The organism is Nitrospirillum goiasense (assembly GCF_034427435.1).
Classification (GTDB): domain Bacteria; phylum Pseudomonadota; class Alphaproteobacteria; order Azospirillales; family Azospirillaceae; genus Nitrospirillum.
The window spans coordinates 1,046,561-1,062,958 of sequence record NZ_JAXQNP010000004.1 but is presented as its reverse complement, the minus strand read 5'-3'; the positions used below and the strand labels follow the sequence as shown (position 1 = coordinate 1,062,958).

The 16,398-nt window shown below is 67.0% G+C and carries 15 protein-coding genes; 12 read left to right on the top strand and 3 right to left on the bottom strand.

The window, feature by feature from the left end:
- Nucleotides 1–200: 200 nt before the first annotated feature.
- On the bottom strand, nt 201–1,520 hold the full coding sequence (locus ULB03_RS26415) for a lipase family protein (RefSeq protein ID WP_322486060.1): 1,320 nt from the start codon (nt 1,518–1,520) through the stop codon (nt 201–203).
- A 550-nt stretch (nt 1,521–2,070) separates the two neighbouring features.
- Between ULB03_RS26415 and ULB03_RS26410 the strand changes: the two genes are divergently transcribed.
- A complete protein-coding gene (locus tag ULB03_RS26410; RefSeq protein WP_322486059.1) occupies nt 2,071–2,211 on the top strand; it encodes a hypothetical protein in 141 nt (46 codons plus the stop codon).
- 11 nt (nt 2,212–2,222) lie between these two features.
- On the opposite strand, the gene ULB03_RS26405 is transcribed toward ULB03_RS26410, so the two are convergent.
- Nucleotides 2,223–3,077, bottom strand: a complete 855-nt coding sequence (locus ULB03_RS26405; protein WP_322486058.1) for an SDR family NAD(P)-dependent oxidoreductase — start codon at nt 3,075–3,077, stop codon at nt 2,223–2,225.
- A gap of 438 nt (nt 3,078–3,515) precedes the next feature.
- On the opposite strand from ULB03_RS26405, the gene ULB03_RS26400 reads away from it, so the two are divergent.
- From ULB03_RS26400 to ULB03_RS26365, 8 genes are all read left to right on the top strand, one after another.
- A complete protein-coding gene (locus ULB03_RS26400) occupies nt 3,516–5,249 on the top strand; it encodes an IlvD/Edd family dehydratase (RefSeq protein ID WP_322486057.1) in 1,734 nt (577 codons plus the stop codon).
- Entirely contained in the window at nt 5,249–6,178 is a 930-nt protein-coding gene (locus ULB03_RS26395; RefSeq protein WP_322486056.1) for a 2-dehydro-3-deoxygalactonokinase, read from the top strand. Before ULB03_RS26400 ends, ULB03_RS26395 begins: the two co-directional genes overlap by 1 nt.
- A gap of 25 nt (nt 6,179–6,203) precedes the next feature.
- On the top strand, nt 6,204–6,833 hold the full coding sequence (locus ULB03_RS26390; RefSeq protein ID WP_322486055.1) for a 2-dehydro-3-deoxy-6-phosphogalactonate aldolase: 630 nt from the start codon (nt 6,204–6,206) through the stop codon (nt 6,831–6,833).
- Between the two features lie 92 nt (nt 6,834–6,925).
- Nucleotides 6,926–8,491: a sodium/sugar symporter gene (locus ULB03_RS26385; RefSeq protein ID WP_322486054.1), complete on the top strand. Its 1,566-nt coding sequence runs from the start codon at nt 6,926–6,928 to the stop codon at nt 8,489–8,491.
- A gap of 1 nt (nt 8,492) precedes the next feature.
- Nucleotides 8,493–9,428, top strand: coding sequence for an SMP-30/gluconolactonase/LRE family protein (locus ULB03_RS26380; RefSeq protein WP_322486053.1), 936 nt, complete (start codon nt 8,493–8,495; stop codon nt 9,426–9,428).
- A gap of 30 nt (nt 9,429–9,458) precedes the next feature.
- Entirely contained in the window at nt 9,459–9,902 is a 444-nt protein-coding gene (locus ULB03_RS26375; protein WP_322486052.1) for a FadR/GntR family transcriptional regulator, read from the top strand.
- Nucleotides 9,899–10,186: a FadR/GntR family transcriptional regulator gene (locus ULB03_RS26370; RefSeq protein ID WP_322486246.1), complete on the top strand. Its 288-nt coding sequence runs from the start codon at nt 9,899–9,901 to the stop codon at nt 10,184–10,186. Before ULB03_RS26375 ends, ULB03_RS26370 begins: the two co-directional genes overlap by 4 nt.
- A 48-nt stretch (nt 10,187–10,234) precedes the next feature.
- The gene (locus ULB03_RS26365; RefSeq protein WP_322486051.1) at nt 10,235–10,630 is read left to right on the top strand and encodes a methylglyoxal synthase; all 396 of its coding nucleotides are present in this window, start codon (nt 10,235–10,237) and stop codon (nt 10,628–10,630) included.
- Nucleotides 10,631–10,694: 64 nt separating this feature from the next.
- Here the strand turns inward: ULB03_RS26365 and ULB03_RS26360 are convergent, their stop codons facing one another.
- Nucleotides 10,695–11,282: a DUF4142 domain-containing protein gene (locus ULB03_RS26360; RefSeq protein ID WP_322486050.1), complete on the bottom strand. Its 588-nt coding sequence runs from the start codon at nt 11,280–11,282 to the stop codon at nt 10,695–10,697.
- 202 nt (nt 11,283–11,484) lie between these two features.
- On the opposite strand from ULB03_RS26360, the gene ULB03_RS26355 reads away from it, so the two are divergent.
- The 3 genes from ULB03_RS26355 (at nt 11,485) to ULB03_RS26345 (ending at nt 16,322) form a co-directional block, all read left to right on the top strand.
- Nucleotides 11,485–13,281, top strand: a complete 1,797-nt coding sequence (locus tag ULB03_RS26355; RefSeq protein WP_322486049.1) for an HAD-IIIA family hydrolase — start codon at nt 11,485–11,487, stop codon at nt 13,279–13,281.
- A 168-nt stretch (nt 13,282–13,449) separates the two neighbouring features.
- Nucleotides 13,450–15,417, top strand: coding sequence for a M61 family metallopeptidase (locus ULB03_RS26350; RefSeq protein WP_322486048.1), 1,968 nt, complete (start codon nt 13,450–13,452; stop codon nt 15,415–15,417).
- A 350-nt stretch (nt 15,418–15,767) separates the two neighbouring features.
- A complete protein-coding gene (locus ULB03_RS26345) occupies nt 15,768–16,322 on the top strand; it encodes a helix-turn-helix domain-containing protein (protein ID WP_322486047.1) in 555 nt (184 codons plus the stop codon).
- The last annotated feature ends 76 nt before the right edge of the window (nt 16,323–16,398 follow it).

The following is a 16,398-nucleotide window of genomic DNA, read 5'->3' as shown; positions in this document are numbered from 1 at the left end:
AATATATAATTATATACTGTATAAGAACCTTATCTATTCTGCCAGTACTGGGCTATCAGCTCCATATTTCAGCCATAGAACAGTGCGGGACTCGAAAAAATTCGGTTCGTCGTACCTCCCCCGGAAAGACGCGATGAATCCTAATTTTACCCGCAGGGCCTCAAGGACCCTGCGGGATGTCGCCGTGGACAGCGATACTTCTAGCCAAGCGAGACAACGCCGGTGGTGACTGGCAGCGTGTTGAAAATCAGCCCAAAATAGGCCGAGACATGCTGATAGAGGATCTGCTCTTCCCAGTTCAGGAACCCGGCGAAATTGGGGGCAGTGCTAGTGAGGGAAAAGCCCAATTCCGTGGCCTGAGTGCCATTTAGCACGGGAATACGGCCGATCAGAGCTGCATAGCCGGGATTACCCCAGCCGAAGGCATTTTTCGCCGTCACACCATTGTTCAGCATGCCAGAACCATTAGCCGCAAGCAGGTGGCCGAACGGACCGTTGGCCTTGACAAAGTTGCTTCCCAACGTTGCTGCGGCGCCAACCGCCGTTGTGACGGCTAGGACATCGCTGGCGGAATAGCCAGCCAACGTGAAGTCGACCGGAAACAGCGACAGGTTTGGGGGCGCAGCTGTTACGTACTGCACGGTCCAGGCGTTCGGGACGACGTCGTACTTGTTCCAGACGACGGCATTCCAGACCTGCCACGGCTGCGCATTGGAGGTGGGCGTATTCGGAACCAGGATGCTCAAGTAATAATTGGCAAGGGCCTGGTTGCCCGGCGTCGGGCCCGCCGTAGGATAGCTAATGGTGTTGCTGGCTGTCCATTGGGTCTGGAGAGGATTCGTCGAGTCAACCAGGGCCAGGGCCAGGGTTGGTGCCAAGGCTCCCCCCAAGGAGTGCCCGGTCACGGTCAGGGATTGCTTGTTTGTTGCATTGTTGGCGACGACAGAGGTTGGGAGAGAGCTCAGGAAGTCCACCAAGCCCTGACTGGTGCTGCCAACCTGCGCTTTCATGCCCAGCAAGATGTTCAAACCGGTGAACGTGCCATCGGTCAGCACCGGGACCGAACTGGAGCCGGCCTCGTTGCTACCGGCCAGGAAGCTCTCCCAGGCCACGCCGTTGCCGGGATCAAAATCCTCCTGCAGCCAGTCGAACAGCGACGTGCCGTTGGTGCCCGCAATGGCAACGACATAGCGACCCGTGAAAGTGGTGCTGCCCACGGTCTGCGTTGCTGTGGGGCTGTAGGCGACATACATGGCGTTTGTTGCCGTGAACTGCTCTGTCGTACCTGTTTCCGGTGCAGCGACATAAACGCTCGGGCCCCAGACTACGCTCCAGTCCGTGCCAATCAATTGCTGGACCGCCTGGTCGGCGAATGCCGCGTTCACGGCCGTACTCAGGTTGGTCGACAGGATCTGCTCAGCCTGGGCCGCGCTGCTAGCGGTGATAGTCGTTGATGAAACGGCATTCGACAGCACTGACAGGAAGAAGGTGGTTTGCCAGGCGTCAAGGGTCTGTGCCATTTGAAATTCTCCCAATCCTACAGGTTTGGTTACATGTTCGTTGGTTCGGTATTGATCGCTCATACGTGGCGCACCGATCTCTACCGACCAGGGCCCGAAAGCACGGGCCGTGCCAACATGAAAGTCCTTGTTTTGTTTTGAATTTTGTCGGCACCGCGATGAAATGACCTGTGCCCGGACATGTCGGACACGGGCGGACACAAAGGTCACGGCCGTTGGAGAATTATGCGGAGTACGTTACTCGACCCGGGTCCGCGCTTTCCGGCCATTCACTTTGCCCCTGCCGGGACGTGCCACCATCAATCCGCGCGTCGGAAAAAGGGGGAAATACGCCACGGGCACGCTTAGGACCATCTTCATCAGATATAATCGCTAGGCCGAGGCCGCCGCCCGCCAGCGTCTGGCGGCGGAGCTGCTGCCCCCCGGCAGCTACCGGGCCCAGCCGGACAGCCTGCACCTGTGGCTCACCCTGCCGCCCGACTGGACGCCCCACGCCTTCGTCCAGCGCGCCGCCCGCACCGGCCTGACACTGGTGGCGGGCGACGCCTTCTTGTCATCCGACACCCCCGTGCCCAAGGCCGTGCGCCTGGCCCTGGGTGCCGCCCCCGACGCGGCGTCGCTGAAGGGCGCGCTGATCAGGGTGGCCGGCCTGCTGGAGGGGCCGAAGGGCGGGGCCATGGGGGTGGTCTGACGCCGGCGCCCCTAGCTGAAGCTCCGCCCCCCATCCACCACCAGCGACTGCCCCGTCATCATGGCCGATGCGCGGGAGGCCAGGAACAGCACCGCGCTGGCGATGTCCTCGCCCGACAGGGCGCGTTTCAGGCATTGGGCGGCCAGGGTTTCGGCCAGGGCTTCCGGAGTCACCCATAGGCGCTGCTGCCGCTCCGTCATGACCCAGCCGGGCACCACGGTGTTGACGCGGATGCCATCGGGGCCGAATTCGCGGGCCAGGGCCCGGGTCAGGCCGGTGATGCCGGCCTTGGCCGCGACGTAGGCCGGATAACCGGCCAAACCCAGGTTATGGGCGGTGGAGCCTAGGTTGACGATGGCGCCGCCGCCGGCGGCCTTCATGCCCGGCGCCACCGCCTGGGCCAGGAAGAACTGCGGGCGCAGGTTGATGGACAGATTGTCGTCCCACTCCGCCACCGTCATGTCGGCGGTGGCGTGGCGGTCGTCGCGGGCGGCGTTGTTGACCAGCACGTCGAAGGCGCCCATCTGCGCCTCCGCCTCGCGCACCTTGCCCTGCAAGGTTTCCACGTCGCGCAGGTCGCAGCGCAGGAACAGGGGGCGCTGGCCGGTCGCCGCCTCCACCGCCTGCACCAGGGCCATCGCCGATTCCTCGCGCAGCGCGATGAAGGCGACGCGGCAGCCCTGGGCGGCGAAGGCGTGGGTGAGATAGGCGCCGATTCCCGATCCGCCACCGCTGATCAGCACGGCCTTGCCCGCCAGGTCGCCATACACCGGGTACAGGTGCTGGGTGATGCCCTCCGGGGTGGCGGGTGGCGGCTCCGCCGGCGTCTCGATGGGGCCGGTGGCGGGCGGGTTGCTGTCGGGCATGGCGGCCCCCTTTTCCAGGATGGGCCCGTGGGGCCCGGATGATGAAGGATAGTTAGGACGCGGCCGCCGGTGCCGCAATCGCCCCCAAGCGCCAAAGTCACCAAATCCCCTTTACAGGCGGCGTTTTTGTCCGATAAATCATATTAAGAACCGGAGGGTGAACGCCGGGTCGTCGGTCCATGGCGTCGCCATTTTGGGCGCCATGATGCCGAAGGCCGGGCGCCAGACCTCCTATCATAACGGCATTGGGGTAGGAAAACGGCGGGGGTGCGGGCGGTTGTGTTCCGTCCCACATCGGAAACGCCACGGGCGACCGGTCACAGGCCATCCAGGCCTGCGCCAGGCCTTGGGCGCTGGCCCAGGCCCGTGGGCGTTCCGGCCCCTCTTCCTACCCTGGCAAGCGACGCGGGCCGGCGGCCCCGAGGTGGACGGTAGACGATGACCGACGACGGCAAGCGGAAGTTACGCAGCGCGCACAGCTATGGGAAACTGGACCGCGACGGGTTCATCCACCGCAGCTGGATGAAGAACCAGGGCCTGCCCGGCGACGTGTTCGACGGCCGCCCCGTCATCGGCATCTGCAACACCTGGTCGGAACTGACCCCCTGCAATTCCCACCTGCGCGAGGTGGCGGAGCATGTGAAGCGCGGCGTGTGGGAAGCCGGCGGCCTGCCGGTGGAATTCCCCGCCATGTCGCTGGGCGAGACGCAGATGCGCCCCACCGCCATGCTGTTCCGCAACCTGCTGGCCATGGAGGTCGAGGAATCGATCCGCGGCAACCCCATCGACGGCGTGGTGCTGCTGGGCGGCTGCGACAAGACCACTCCGGGCCAGATCATGGGGGCGGCAAGCGTCGATCTGCCCACCATGGTCATCTCCTCCGGTCCCATGCTGAACGGCAAGTATCGCGGCAAGGACATCGGCTCCGGCACCGACGTGTGGAAGTTCAGCGAGGCGGTGCGCGCCGGCGAGATGACGCTGAAGGACTTCATGGGGGCCGAGGCCGGCATGTCGCGCTCGCCCGGCACCTGCATGACCATGGGCACCGCCTCCACCATGGCCTGCCTGATCGAGGCCATGGGCCTGTCGCTGCCCTTCAACGGCACGCTGCCGGCCATGGACGCCCGCCGCCGCGCCATGGCGCATGAGACGGGCCGCCGCATCGTCGCCATGGTGAAGGACGATGTGAAGCCGTCGCACATCCTGACCCGCGCCGCGTTCGAGAACGCCATCCGCGTGCACGCCGCCATCGGCGGTTCCACCAACGCCGTGATCCACCTGCTGGCCCTGGCCGGCCGGCTGGGCGTGGCATTGTCGCTGGAGGACTTCGACGCCTTGAGCGCCGACATCCCCCTGCTGGTGGACCTGCAACCGTCGGGCCAATATCTGATGGAGGATTTCCACTACGCCGGCGCGCTGCCGGGCCTGATGACCAAGATCAAGGACAAGCTGAACCTGGACGCGGTCACCGTCGGCGGCATGACCATCGGCGATATCGTGGCCGAGGGCGAGGTCTACAACGACGAGGTCATCCGCCCCATGACCAACCCGGTGAAGCCCGTGTCCGGCATCTGGGTGCTGCGCGGCAACCTGGCGCCCGATGGCGCGGTGATGAAGCCCAACGCCGCCTCGCCCGAGCTGCTGACCCATCGCGGCCGTGCCGTGGTGTTCGACACCATCGAGGACTTCAAGGCCCGCATCGACGATCCGGCGCTGGAGGTGGACGAAACCTCCATGCTGGTGTTGCGCGGCTGTGGTCCGAAGGGGTATCCCGGCATGCCGGAAGTGGGCAACATGCCCCTGCCGCCCAAGCTGCTGGCCAAGGGGGTCAAGGACATGGTGCGCATCTCCGACGCCCGCATGAGCGGCACGGCCTTCGGCACCGTGGTGCTGCACGTCGCCCCCGAATCCACCGCCGGTGGCCCGCTGGCCCTGGTGCGCACGGGCGATGAGATCGAGCTGAACGGCCCCGGTCGCAGCCTATCCCTGCTGGTGGATGAGGCCGAACTGGCCCGCCGCCGGGCCGAGCTGGCGGCCCAGCCCGCCGCCCCCATCCCGGCGCGCGGCTACTACCGCCTGCATGTCGAGCATGTGATGCAGGCCGACAAGGGCTGCGACCTGGACTTCCTGGTGGGCGCCAGCGGCGACCGCGTCACGCGGGAATCGCATTGATGAGCCGGCCCGTCTTCATCGCCGGCGATTGGGGCACCAGCAACCTGCGCCTGTCGCTGGTTGATGCGGACGGCGCCGTGCTGGACACGCGCACCGGCCCCGGCGCCGCCGCCGTGCCGGCGGGCGGCTTCCCCGACACGGTGCGGGGCCTGTTGGCCGACTGGGACGCCGCGTATGGCCGCCTGCCCCTGCTGCTCTGTGGTATGGTGGGTTCCACCCTCGGCTGGGTGGAGGTGCCCTACGCCGCCGCCCCGGCGGGGGCGGCGGAGATCGCGGACCATCTCCATGAGATCGACCTGGACGGCCGCGCGGTCTACATCGCGCCGGGCGTGAAGGGCACCAACCTGCAAGGGGCCCCCGACGTCATGCGGGGGGAGGAGACCCAGGTGCTGGGCGCCCTCATCACCCATCCGGATCTCGCCACGGGGAACCACCTGCTGTGCCTGCCCGGCACCCATTCCAAGTGGGTGGACCTGAGGGACGGCCGCATCACCGGCTTCACCACCGCCATGTCGGGCGAGATCTACGCCCTGCTGTCCAAGCACAGCACCCTGGCGCGCGGCGCGGCCGACTGGGACGGCACCCCGGACGCCGGCTTCCGCCTGGGCCTGGCCCGGGTGGCGGAGGCGGGCGCCGACGTCCTGCACCTGCTGTTCGAAACCCGCGCCCGGCAGATGGCGGGCGTGCTGTCGGCCAAGGATGCCTTGGGCTTCCTGTCCGGCCTGGTCATCGGCGGCGATGTCGCCGCCACCCTGGCCCGGCACCGGGCGCTGGGCAGGCCGGCGCCCGCGCGGGCCGTGCTGGTCGGCGCCCCGGCGCTGAACACCCTATATACCCTGGCATTGGCCAGCCACGGCGTGGCCGCTCTGGCGCTGAACGGCGCCGAGCAGTCCACCGCCGGCCTGCTGGCCTATTTCCGCCGCCTGTGAAGGGCCGCCTGTGAAGGAAAGCGTCATGACCGAAGCCTGGTTGAAGCATATGCCCGTGGTCGCCATCCTGCGCGGGGTGACGCCCGATGAGGTGGTGGCCGTGGCCCGCACCCTGCACGACGCGGGCATCCGCGCCATCGAGGTGCCGCTGAACTCGCCAGAGCCGCTGCGCAGCATCGAACTGCTGGTGAAGACCTTCGGTGACGACTGCCTGGTGGGGGCCGGCACCGTGCTGTCGCCGGACAAGGTGGACGCGGTGCGCGCCGTGGGTGGTCAGCTGATCGTCTCGCCCAACGTCGACGTCTCCGTCATCGCCCGCACCGTGTCGCTGGACATGGTGTCCATGCCCGGCTTCTCCACCGGGACCGAGGCTTTCGCCGCCATTGGCGCCGGGGCCCGGTATCTGAAGCTGTTCCCGGCCAGCAGCCATGCGCCCGGCCATGTGAAGGCGCTGAAGGCCGTGCTGCCGGCCGACGTCGCCGTCTACGCCGTGGGTGGCGTCACGGCCGCCAACCTGCAGCCCTGGGTGGACGCCGGCGTCACCGGCTTCGGGTCCGGCGGCGACCTGTACAAGCCGGGCGTGGATTTGGGCCAGATGGCGGAGCGCGCCGCCGGCCTGGTGGCGGCGGTCCGCGCCGCGCTGAAGCTTTCGTAAAGTCTGGTACAAGGACCCGCCACCAGGGACCCGCCCCAGGGCGTTTCCCGGTGGCGGCTGAGTGCGTCCAATATAAACAGGGGGGTACGCCGATGGGTTTGGCGACGATCGATATCGCGGTGCTGGGCGTCTACGCCGTGTTCATCTTTTTCCTGGCCCAGTGGGTGTCGCGGGAAAAGGCCGGGCATGAGAAGAACGCCAAGGACTATTTCCTGGCCGGCCGCTCGCTGCCCTGGTGGGCCATCGGCGCCTCGCTCATCGCCGCCAACATCTCCGCCGAACAGATCATCGGCATGGCCGGTTCCGGCTACAAGGTCGGCTTGGCCATCGCCTGCTATGAATGGATGGCGGCGCTGACCCTGATCCTGGTGGGCAAGTTCTTTCTGCCCATCTTCCTGGAAAACCAGATCTACACCATGCCCCAGTTCCTGGAGCAGCGGTACGGTTCCAGCGTGCGCCTGACGCTGGCGGTGTTCTGGCTGGGCGTCTACGTCTTCGTCAACCTGGCCTCCATCCTGTGGCTGGGTTCCATCGCCGTGAACGCGGTGGCGGGCGTGGACCAGATGACGGCGCTGGTGGTGCTGGGCCTGTTCTCCTGCGCCTATTCCCTGTTCGGCGGGCTGAAGGCCGTGGCGCTGACCGACATCGTGCAGGTCACCCTGCTGGTGCTGGGCGGCCTGATCATCGGCTACCTGGCGCTGAACCAGATCTCCGGCGGGCAGGGTGTGCTGGCGGGCTTCCATCAGCTGACGCTGGCGGTGCCGGAAAAGTTCCAGCTGATCCTGACGCGCGACAACCCGAACTATAAGGACCTGCCCGGCATCTCCGTCCTGGTGGGCGGCTTGTGGGTCATGAACGTGTCCTACTGGGGCTTCAACCAGTACATCATCCAGCGGGCGCTGGCCGCCAAGTCGGTGCGTGAGGCACAGAAGGGCGTGGTGTTCGCCGCCTTCCTGAAGCTGCTGATGCCGGTCATCATCGTGCTGCCGGGCTTGGCCGCCCTGCTGCTGGTCCCCAACCTGGCGACCCCGGACCAGGCCTATCCGGAGGTGATGAAGATGCTGCCGGCGGGCCTGAAGGGCCTGGTGTTCGCGGCCCTGGTCGCGGCCATCGTCGCGTCGCTGGCGTCCAAGATCAACAGCGTCGCCACCATCTTCACCCTGGACCTCTATGCCCATGTGAAGAAGGAGGCGAGCCAGCATCACCTGGTGGCCGTGGGCCGCATCGTCAGCGTGGTGGCCGTGATCATCGGCATCGTGGTGGCCAAGCCCCTGCTGGGCAACTTCGACCAGGCCTTCCAGTACATCCAGGAATTCACCGGCTTCTTCACGCCGGGCATCTGCGTCATCTTCCTGTTGGGCATGTTCTGGCCGCGCGCCAATGCCGCCGGTGCCCTGACGGCCGCCATCGGCTCCGCCGTGCTGTCGCTGGCCCTGAAGGTCTGGCTGCCCGAACTGCCGTTCATCGACCGTGTCGGCGTCACCTTCCTGGCCTGCCTGGCCGCGGCGGTGGTGGTGTCCCTGGTCGCCCCCGCCCAGCAGGTAAGCCAGATCAAGGTCAAGCTGAAGGGCATCGACTATTCCACCAGCACAAGCTTCAACCTTGCGGCCCTGGTGGTTCTGGTGATCGTCTCCGCGCTCTACATCACCTGGTGGTAACATGACGAAGGCCAGTCCTCAGCTTCATGCACCGCTGATCGCCAGCTTCGCCCTGGGCAACACCCTGGGCGAAGGGGTCACCTGGGATGAGCGCGATCAATCGCTGTGGTGGACGGACATCCACGAGCGGCGCCTGCACCGGCTGGACTGGGCCAGCCGCGCGGTGGAAACCTTCACGGTACCGGAACGCGTCTGCTCCTTCGGCCTGGTCGAGGGCGATTCTGACCGCCTGGTGGTGGCGTTCGAAAGCGGTTTCGCCTTCTTCACGCCACGCAGCGGGGCGGTCGAGTGGCTGGCGCGGCAGGACCTGCCCGCCGGCGTCCGCTTCAACGACGGCCGGGTGGACCGCCAGGGCCGCTTCTGGGCCGGCACGATGGTGGAGGATGAGCATGCGCGGGCGGCGGGCACGCTGGCCGGCGCGCTCTACCGCCTGGACGGGCGGGACCGGGCGACGCCCCTGGTGCACGGCGCCCTCATCTCCAACAGCCTGTGCTGGAGCCCGGACGGCACGCGCATGTACTACACCGACGGTCCCACCCGCCGCATCCGCGCCTTCGACTACGACCCGGCCACGGGCACGCCGTCGAATGAAAGCGTTTTCGTCACGACGGAAGAGGGGGCCTACCCCGACGGCGCCAATGTCGACGCCGCCGGCCACCTGTGGAGCGCCCAGTGGGGGGCGTCGCAGGTGGTGCGCTATGCCCCGGATGGAAGCGTTTCCGGCGTCATTCCCGTGCCCACGGCCCGCGTCAGCTGCGTGGCGTTCGGCGGGCCGGACCTTTCCCTGCTGTTCGTCACCACGGCGCGGGAAGGCATGACCGGTGCCGAGATCGCGGCCGATCCCAATGCCGGCACCCTGTTCGTGTATGATATCGCTAACATCGGCGTGCGCGGTCTGGTGGATAGTGGGTTCAAATTGGCTTCGGCAGGGATATAAGCTGTTGTGTGAAATCATGTGGGGGAAGGGATGATTGCCAAGTTTCGCGGCCAAAACCTGACATTCGCCATCGTCCAGGACCTGGGGGCCGCGATCGTTACCGGGACCTACAGTTCCGATAAGCCCTTCCCCATCGAGGCCGACCTCTGCAAGCATTACGGCGCCAGCCGTAGCGTGCTGCGGGAGGCGGTGAAGATGCTGACGGCCAAGGGGCTGCTGCGCGCCCGCCCCCGCCAGGGCACCTGGGTCGAGCCCGAGGAAAGCTGGAGCCTGCTTGACCCCGACGTGCTGCGCTGGATCCTGGAACGCAAGTTCTCCCTGCCGCTGCTGGCCGAGTTCACCGAGATCCGCTTGGCCGTGGAACCGCTTGCGGCCCAGTTGGCCGCCGCCCGCGCCACCCCGGCGGAGAAGGCGGCCATCAAGGTCGCCATCGAGCGCATGTACGCGGCGGAACGGGGGAGGATGACCCCCTGATCACCGACATCAATTTTCACGTCGCCATCCTGAAGGCCAGCGGCAACCGCTTTTACCTGCAGTTGCGGGAACTGATCGACACGGCCCTGCGGTTCAGCATCCGGCGCACCAACCAGTACAAGGGCGTGCGCCTGGCCAGCGTCGCCGACCACAACGCCGTGGCCGAGGCCATCCTGGCCGGCGATCCCCCCCGGGCCGAGGCGGCCATGCGCTACCTGATGCAAGAGGCGCTGGACCTGCTGGCCCGTGGGGAGGAGGCCGAGGGCCAGGCCGTCGCCTCCTGACCCCGCCGTCTTTCACAGCCGCCCTTCATCTTTCCGGAGACTGGACCCATGCGTGAGGACGGACGCCGCGCCATCGGCCTGATCGCCCATGACGGCAAGAAGCAGGCCATGGTGGACTGGGCCCTGGCCCATGCCGACTTCCTGCGGGGGGCCAAGATTTACGCCACCTCCTCCACCGGCACCCGCGTGGCGGAGGCCATCGACGGCCTGGACATGACCCGCCTGCGCAGCGGTCCCCTGGGTGGCGACCAGCAGATCGGCGCCATGATCGTCGAGGGCAAGCTGGACATCATGATCTTCTTCGTCGATCCGCTGGGCACCCTGCCGCACGACGTGGATGTGAAGGCCCTGATCCGCCTGGCCACCCTGGCCGACCTGCCCTTCGCTTGCAACCCGGCCACCGCCAGCCTGCTGGTGGCCGGGTTGGCGCGCCCGGCCGTCTAACGACGCCCGAAGAAAAAGGGCGGCCGCGATGGGCCGCCCTTTCACGCGCCGTTGCGGGCCGCCCTTACTTCGTCTTGTCCAGCGTTTTGGCCATTTCCAGGTGGTGGGCGATGGCGGGTTCGGTCTTGGCGGCCCAGTCCTTCAGGGCCGGGTTGTCGCCGCCCTTGGCATAGCGCTGGAAGGCCGAGTCCGCGTCCTTGTGGGCGCTCACCTGGTCCTCGCGGTATTGCTTAACGAAGTCGGCACCGCTCAGGCCCTTCAGCTTGTCCAGCTTCTTCTGGTGGGTGTTGTCCAGGGCGGTGGGGACGGTCGCCTGCACCGTTTCGCCGGTGACGATGGCCTTCAGTTCGGTCGATGTCTTCTGGTGCGCCTGGATCATCTGGTTGGCGAAGGACTTGGTGGCCTCGTCCCCCTTCTGCAGCGCCAGTTCGCTGGACTGGATTTCGAACATGTCGCTGATGGCGACCTCCTTCACGAAGTCCTCAGTGCGCGGGGTGACGCCCAGCACGGAATTGGCGCCGGTCTTTTCACCCATGGACTTGGCCTTGTCGCCCACGGAGTCCTGCGCCGCCGCCGGGGTGGCGAGGGCGGGCGCGAACAGCATCAGGCATAGGGCGGAGGCGGCGGCCGCCTTGCCGGTCAGGGTCCTCATGGTGGCAACTCCTCAGGATGGGGATACGCGGGATGGAGATGACGGCCCGGCTGGGCCGCCCGTGACCCGACCACAAGCGCCGACCGGGTCATCTGGTTCCGCCTCGCCCCTGTTGCGCGGGCACGGGCCACCCCCCTATGGTGGCCATCCGCCGGGGTCTGCGGCGGTATCAACGCGATGGTCGGGGGTGGATTTGGCCCAGGTGGTCATTCTTACGGGCGACGGGGACTTCCCCGCCTTGGCGGATGTGAACGGCACGGCCCTGCTGGGCCGGCAGTTGGCGATGATCGCGCGGTCCACCCTGCGGGACGTGGTGGTGGTCACCCCCTCCGCCGCCATCGCCCACCAGTGCGGTGACGGCGCCCACTGGGGCCTGGCGCTGCGGGCCGTCGCGCCCGACCAGCTGGGGGCCCTGCTGGCCGACACCGTCGTGGTCCTGCCCGGTGACGCCCTGATGGAGGTCGACCTGGACCGTTTCCTGGATCACCACCGTCGGCACGTCGCCGACGCCACCCTGTTGGTCCAGCCCAGCGACCATCCCCACCAAGCCGACCTGGTGGTGGGGGCGGAAGATGGTCGGATCCTGGGTTTCAGCCCCCCGCCGCAGGTTGGCGACTTCCATAATCTGGTCTGGCCCGGCCCCGCCGTGGTCGCGCGGCGGGCGCTGGACGGCGGCCTGTTCATCCGGGCCGAGGTGGAGCGGCTGCTTTCGGCCAGCCGGCCGGTGCAGGGGTATCGCAGCCCCGAATATGTCCACCGCGTCGTGTCGACCGATGACCTGGCGCGTGTCCGGGCGGATGTGGCCAGCGGCCTGGTCGATCGCCTGTCATTGCGCCGGCCGCAGCCGGCCGTCTTCCTGGACCGTGACGGCGTGCTGAACGTCGAACGGAGTCACATCCGGACGGTGGAGGCGCTTGAGCTGATCCCCACCGCCGGGCCGGCGCTGGCCCGGCTGAACCGGGTGGGCTTCCGCACGCCGGTGGTCACCAACCAGGCGGCGGTGGCCCGGGGGCTGTGCAGCCTGGAAACGCTGGACGCCATCCACGCCCGGCTGGAAACGGGGCTGGCCGCCCAGCATGCCCATGTCGACCGGATTTACTTCTGCCCACACCATCCCGATCCCACCCTGCCCGGCGGGGTGCCGTCGCTGCTGATCCGGTGCGAGTGCCGCAAGCCCAAGCCGGGCATGGTCCACGCCGCGACGGCGGACCTGAACATCGATCTAGCCCGCTCCTGGGTGGTGGGCGACAGTTCCAGTGACATGGGCCTGGCGCGCGCCTGTGGCATGGGCGGCATCCTGGTGCGTGACGGCCATGGCGGGCGAGACGGCAAAAGCCCGGCCCACCCCCATGTCGTCGTCGATGACCTGGCCGACGCCGTACGCTTCATCCTGGATGTCTGGCCGGGCCTGTCGGCCGAACTCGACCGCCTGGCGGCCGGCATCAAGGCGGGGGACGTGGTGCTGATCGGCGGTCTGGCGCGGGCGGGCAAGAGCCTGCTGGCGCAGTGCCTGTCGTTGCGGCTGGGCCAATCGGGCCGCGCCAGCGTGGTCGTCGGGCTGGACAGCTGGCTGAAATCCCGCGACCAGCGCGGTGTGGGCGTCCTGGGCCGGTATGACATGGACGCCGCGCACCAGGCGCTGATGGCGCTGGCCCGGCGCGCGGCGCCGGTGACCCCGCCGCGCTATGACGTCTGGACCCAGACCAGCCATCCCGGCCGTGAGGCGGTGACGCTGGCGCCGGACGACATCCTGATCGTCGAGGGCGTGCCGGCGCTGACCCAGCCGGCGTGGCGCGCCCTGGCCACCCGCCGCCTCTACGTCGCCACGGACGAGGCGGGGCGGCGCCGGCGCTTCCATGCCGAATACCGGCGCCGGGGCTGGTCGGAGGAGGCCATCGAGTCGACCTACGAGGACCGGTTGCGGGATGAGCGGCCCCTCGTCCTGGCCAGCCGGGCCCACGCCGACGCTGAGATCACCCTGGACGGGCTCTTGGGGTGAGGCAAGCCCCGTTCCCTGCGGCGGGCGAAGCGGATCAAAAATTCCGCCATTCAAATTATTAAGGAAACAAGACAAGATTTTTACACATGATTTGAAGGACTAAGCTAACATTTGGTCCATGCCAACATGCCTGCGCGGGGCGGGCCTACAAGATGGGGTTTTAAGTCCGTGAAGTCTGCCGTCCTGTCCCTGGCCGCCGTGTTGGCGGCCGGTACCGCCCTGATGAGCCCGCTGTCGGCCGTGCCGGTCCGGGCCGATGAGGTCCTGCCGCAGCCCTATCCCGCCGCGGCCCCCATTCCCGAACCGCAGGACGTGGCCTATCCCGGCACCATCCGTCTGCAGGTCGACGCCACCGATACCGAACGGCGCATTTTCTGGGTGAAGGAAACGGTGCCAGTGGCGGGCCCTGGCCCGATGACCCTGCTGTATCCCAAGTGGCTGCCCGGCAACCATTCCCCGACCGGCGCCATCGACAAGCTGGCCGGCCTGATCATCCATGCCAAGGGCGGTGCCGCCGACGGGCAGCGGGTGGAATGGCAGCGCGACCCGGTGGAGGTCTTCGGCTTCCACGTCGACGTGCCCAAGGGCGCCACGGCGCTGGAGATGGAGTTCCAGTTCGTGTCCCCCACGGCGGACAACCAGGGCCGCATCGTCATGACGCCCGACATGACGAACGTGCAGTGGAACGCGGTGGCGCTCTATCCCGCCGGCTATTTCACCCGCCGCATTCCCGTCGAGGCCAGCATCAAGCTGCCGGACGGCTGGGGCTTCGGCACGGCGCTGGACGTGGCCAAGCCGGCGGGCAAGGACGGCGTGACCACCTTCAAGACCGTCCCGTTCGAAACCCTGGTGGACAGCCCCATGTTCGCCGGCCGCTACTACCGCCGGCTGGACCTGGACCCGGGTGGGCGCTCGCCCATGCACCTGAACATCGTGGCCGACCGGCCGGAACTGCTGGACGCGACGCCCGACCAGATCGCCGCCCATCGGGCCCTGGTGGTCCAGGCGGACAAGCTGTTCGGCGCCCGCCACTATGACCATTATGAGATGCTGCTGGCCCTCAGCGACAAGCTGGGCCACATCGGGCTGGAGCATCACCGCTCCAGCGAGAACGGCACCACGCCGACATACTTCACCGACTGGAACAAGTCGGCGGGGCATGAACTGCTGTCCCATGAATACACCCATTCCTGGAACGGCAAGTTCCGCCGCCCGGCCGATCTGTGGACGCCCAACTTCAACGTGCCCATGCGCGACAGCGGCCTGTGGGTCTATGAGGGGCAGACCCAGTTCTGGGGCTGGGTGCTGGCCGCCCGCGCCGGGCTGACCACCAAGCAGCAGGCGCTGGACAATCTGGCCGGCGTCGCCGCCACGCTGGACACCCGCGTCGGCCGCGCCTGGCGCGACCTGGCCGACACCACCAATGGCCCCATTGTGGCCATGCGGCGTCCGGCCCCGTGGATCAGCTGGCAGCGTGCCGAGGATTACTACATCGAAGGCCAGATGGTGTGGCTGGACGCCGACAGCCTGATCCGCGAACGGTCTGGCGGCAAGCGCTCGCTGGATGATTTCGCCAAGGCCTTTTTCGGCATCAACGACGGCAGCTACGTGCCGGTGACCTACACCTTCGACGATGTGGTCAAGACGCTGAACCAAGTGGAACCCTATGACTGGGCGACCTTCCTGCGCACGCGCCTGGAAACCCACCAGTCGGCCCCGCTGGATGGCCTGGCCCGTGGCGGCTACAAGCTGGTCTACACCGACCAGCCCCTGTCCGAGGCCAGCCGCGCCAATGAGGCGCCGGGTTCCCTGAACCTGACCTATTCGCTGGGCCTGGCCCTGGACAAGGGCGGCGTGCTCACCTCGGTGCAATGGAACGGTCCCGCCTTCAAGGCTGGCCTGATCATCGGCACGCAGGTGGTGGCGGTCAACGGCACCGCCTATGACGCGGAGCGTATGAAGGCGGCGGTGACCGCGGCCAAGGGCCAAGGGCCGGCGGTGGAGCTGATCGTCAAGAACGGTGACCGCTACCGCATCGTGCGCATCGATTATCACGACGGCCTGCGCTACCCGCACCTGGAGCGGGTGGAGGGCACGCCGGCGCGTCTGGATGACTTGCTGACCCCCAAGGCCTGATGACGGCGTTCACCCCCGGCCAGGTATGGGTCGGGGGTGAACGACATAAAATGTCGCCAACACTGACTTTCGCGCAATGCAGGTCCCAGGTTCCGGGGGTGGACACGGAAGAAAATTATCATATGGTGTCGGCGCTAAATTCTTTACGTCAAATATTTTGACCCCCCACACCTGTTTGGTGTCGGGGCGGATGAATGAAAAACAGGACCGGGGCCGAGCCAACGGCCTTGGGCAGGGGCCTGAGCGTTTCAGATGGGGGTGGGCTGGCCGGGGCGTCCCGGCATCGGCCCGTTGAGGAAGGTCGAGGATTCCCGATGCAGATTTTAAGTGCCCGGGCGAAAAAGCCGTCGATGCCCATAGGGGAGCAAATCCGCAAGCGCCGCAAGGACATGGGCCTGACGCTGCAGCAGTTGGCCGACCGCTCCGGCCTGTCGGCGCCGTTCATCAGCCAGGCCGAGCGTAACCTCAGCGTCCCGTCGCTGGTGTCCCTGCTGGCGCTGGCCGAGGCGCTGGAGGTCGATATCTCCTTCTTCATGCAGGTTCCCAACACCGGCACCATCGTCCACCGCGCGGCCAAGCCCAACATCATCGAGGTGGACAGCCCCGTCCAGTACATCGACATGGCCTCGGACCTGGATGACCGGAAGCTGGACATCATCATGATGAAAATCCCGCCGGGCCATGCCTTTCCGGTGGATACCCGCAATGGCGAGCATTTCCGCTACGTCCTGTCGGGGGAGCTGTACGCCACCGCAGGCAACACCCGCACCACCTTGAAGGCCGGCGACAGCATGCATTTCGATGCGCGCATGAAGCATACGGTGGAAAACCGCACCGAGGAGGAGGCCGTGTTGCTGTACGTCGGCACGCCCAGCGTCTTCAAGAAGGCGCAGCGCGCCAAGTAAGGGGTGGGCGGACGAAGCGGAAAATTCCGTTCTTTCCGCCACCGTCAGAATTTTCGGAACGATGGCGGCGCTCTTT

Coding starts and splice junctions, on each gene's coding strand:
- ULB03_RS26415 (WP_322486060.1), bottom strand. CDS start 1,520: ATGGCACAGACCCTTGACGCCTGGCAAACCACCTTCTTCCTGTCAGTG.
- ULB03_RS26405 (WP_322486058.1), bottom strand. CDS start 3,077: ATGCCCGACAGCAACCCGCCCGCCACCGGCCCCATCGAGACGCCGGCG.
- ULB03_RS26400 (WP_322486057.1), top strand. CDS start 3,516: ATGACCGACGACGGCAAGCGGAAGTTACGCAGCGCGCACAGCTATGGG.
- ULB03_RS26395 (WP_322486056.1), top strand. CDS start 5,249: ATGAGCCGGCCCGTCTTCATCGCCGGCGATTGGGGCACCAGCAACCTG.
- ULB03_RS26390 (WP_322486055.1), top strand. CDS start 6,204: ATGACCGAAGCCTGGTTGAAGCATATGCCCGTGGTCGCCATCCTGCGC.
- ULB03_RS26385 (WP_322486054.1), top strand. CDS start 6,926: ATGGGTTTGGCGACGATCGATATCGCGGTGCTGGGCGTCTACGCCGTG.
- ULB03_RS26380 (WP_322486053.1), top strand. CDS start 8,493: ATGACGAAGGCCAGTCCTCAGCTTCATGCACCGCTGATCGCCAGCTTC.
- ULB03_RS26375 (WP_322486052.1), top strand. CDS start 9,459: ATGATTGCCAAGTTTCGCGGCCAAAACCTGACATTCGCCATCGTCCAG.
- ULB03_RS26365 (WP_322486051.1), top strand. CDS start 10,235: ATGCGTGAGGACGGACGCCGCGCCATCGGCCTGATCGCCCATGACGGC.
- ULB03_RS26360 (WP_322486050.1), bottom strand. CDS start 11,282: ATGAGGACCCTGACCGGCAAGGCGGCCGCCGCCTCCGCCCTATGCCTG.
- ULB03_RS26345 (WP_322486047.1), top strand. CDS start 15,768: ATGCCCATAGGGGAGCAAATCCGCAAGCGCCGCAAGGACATGGGCCTG.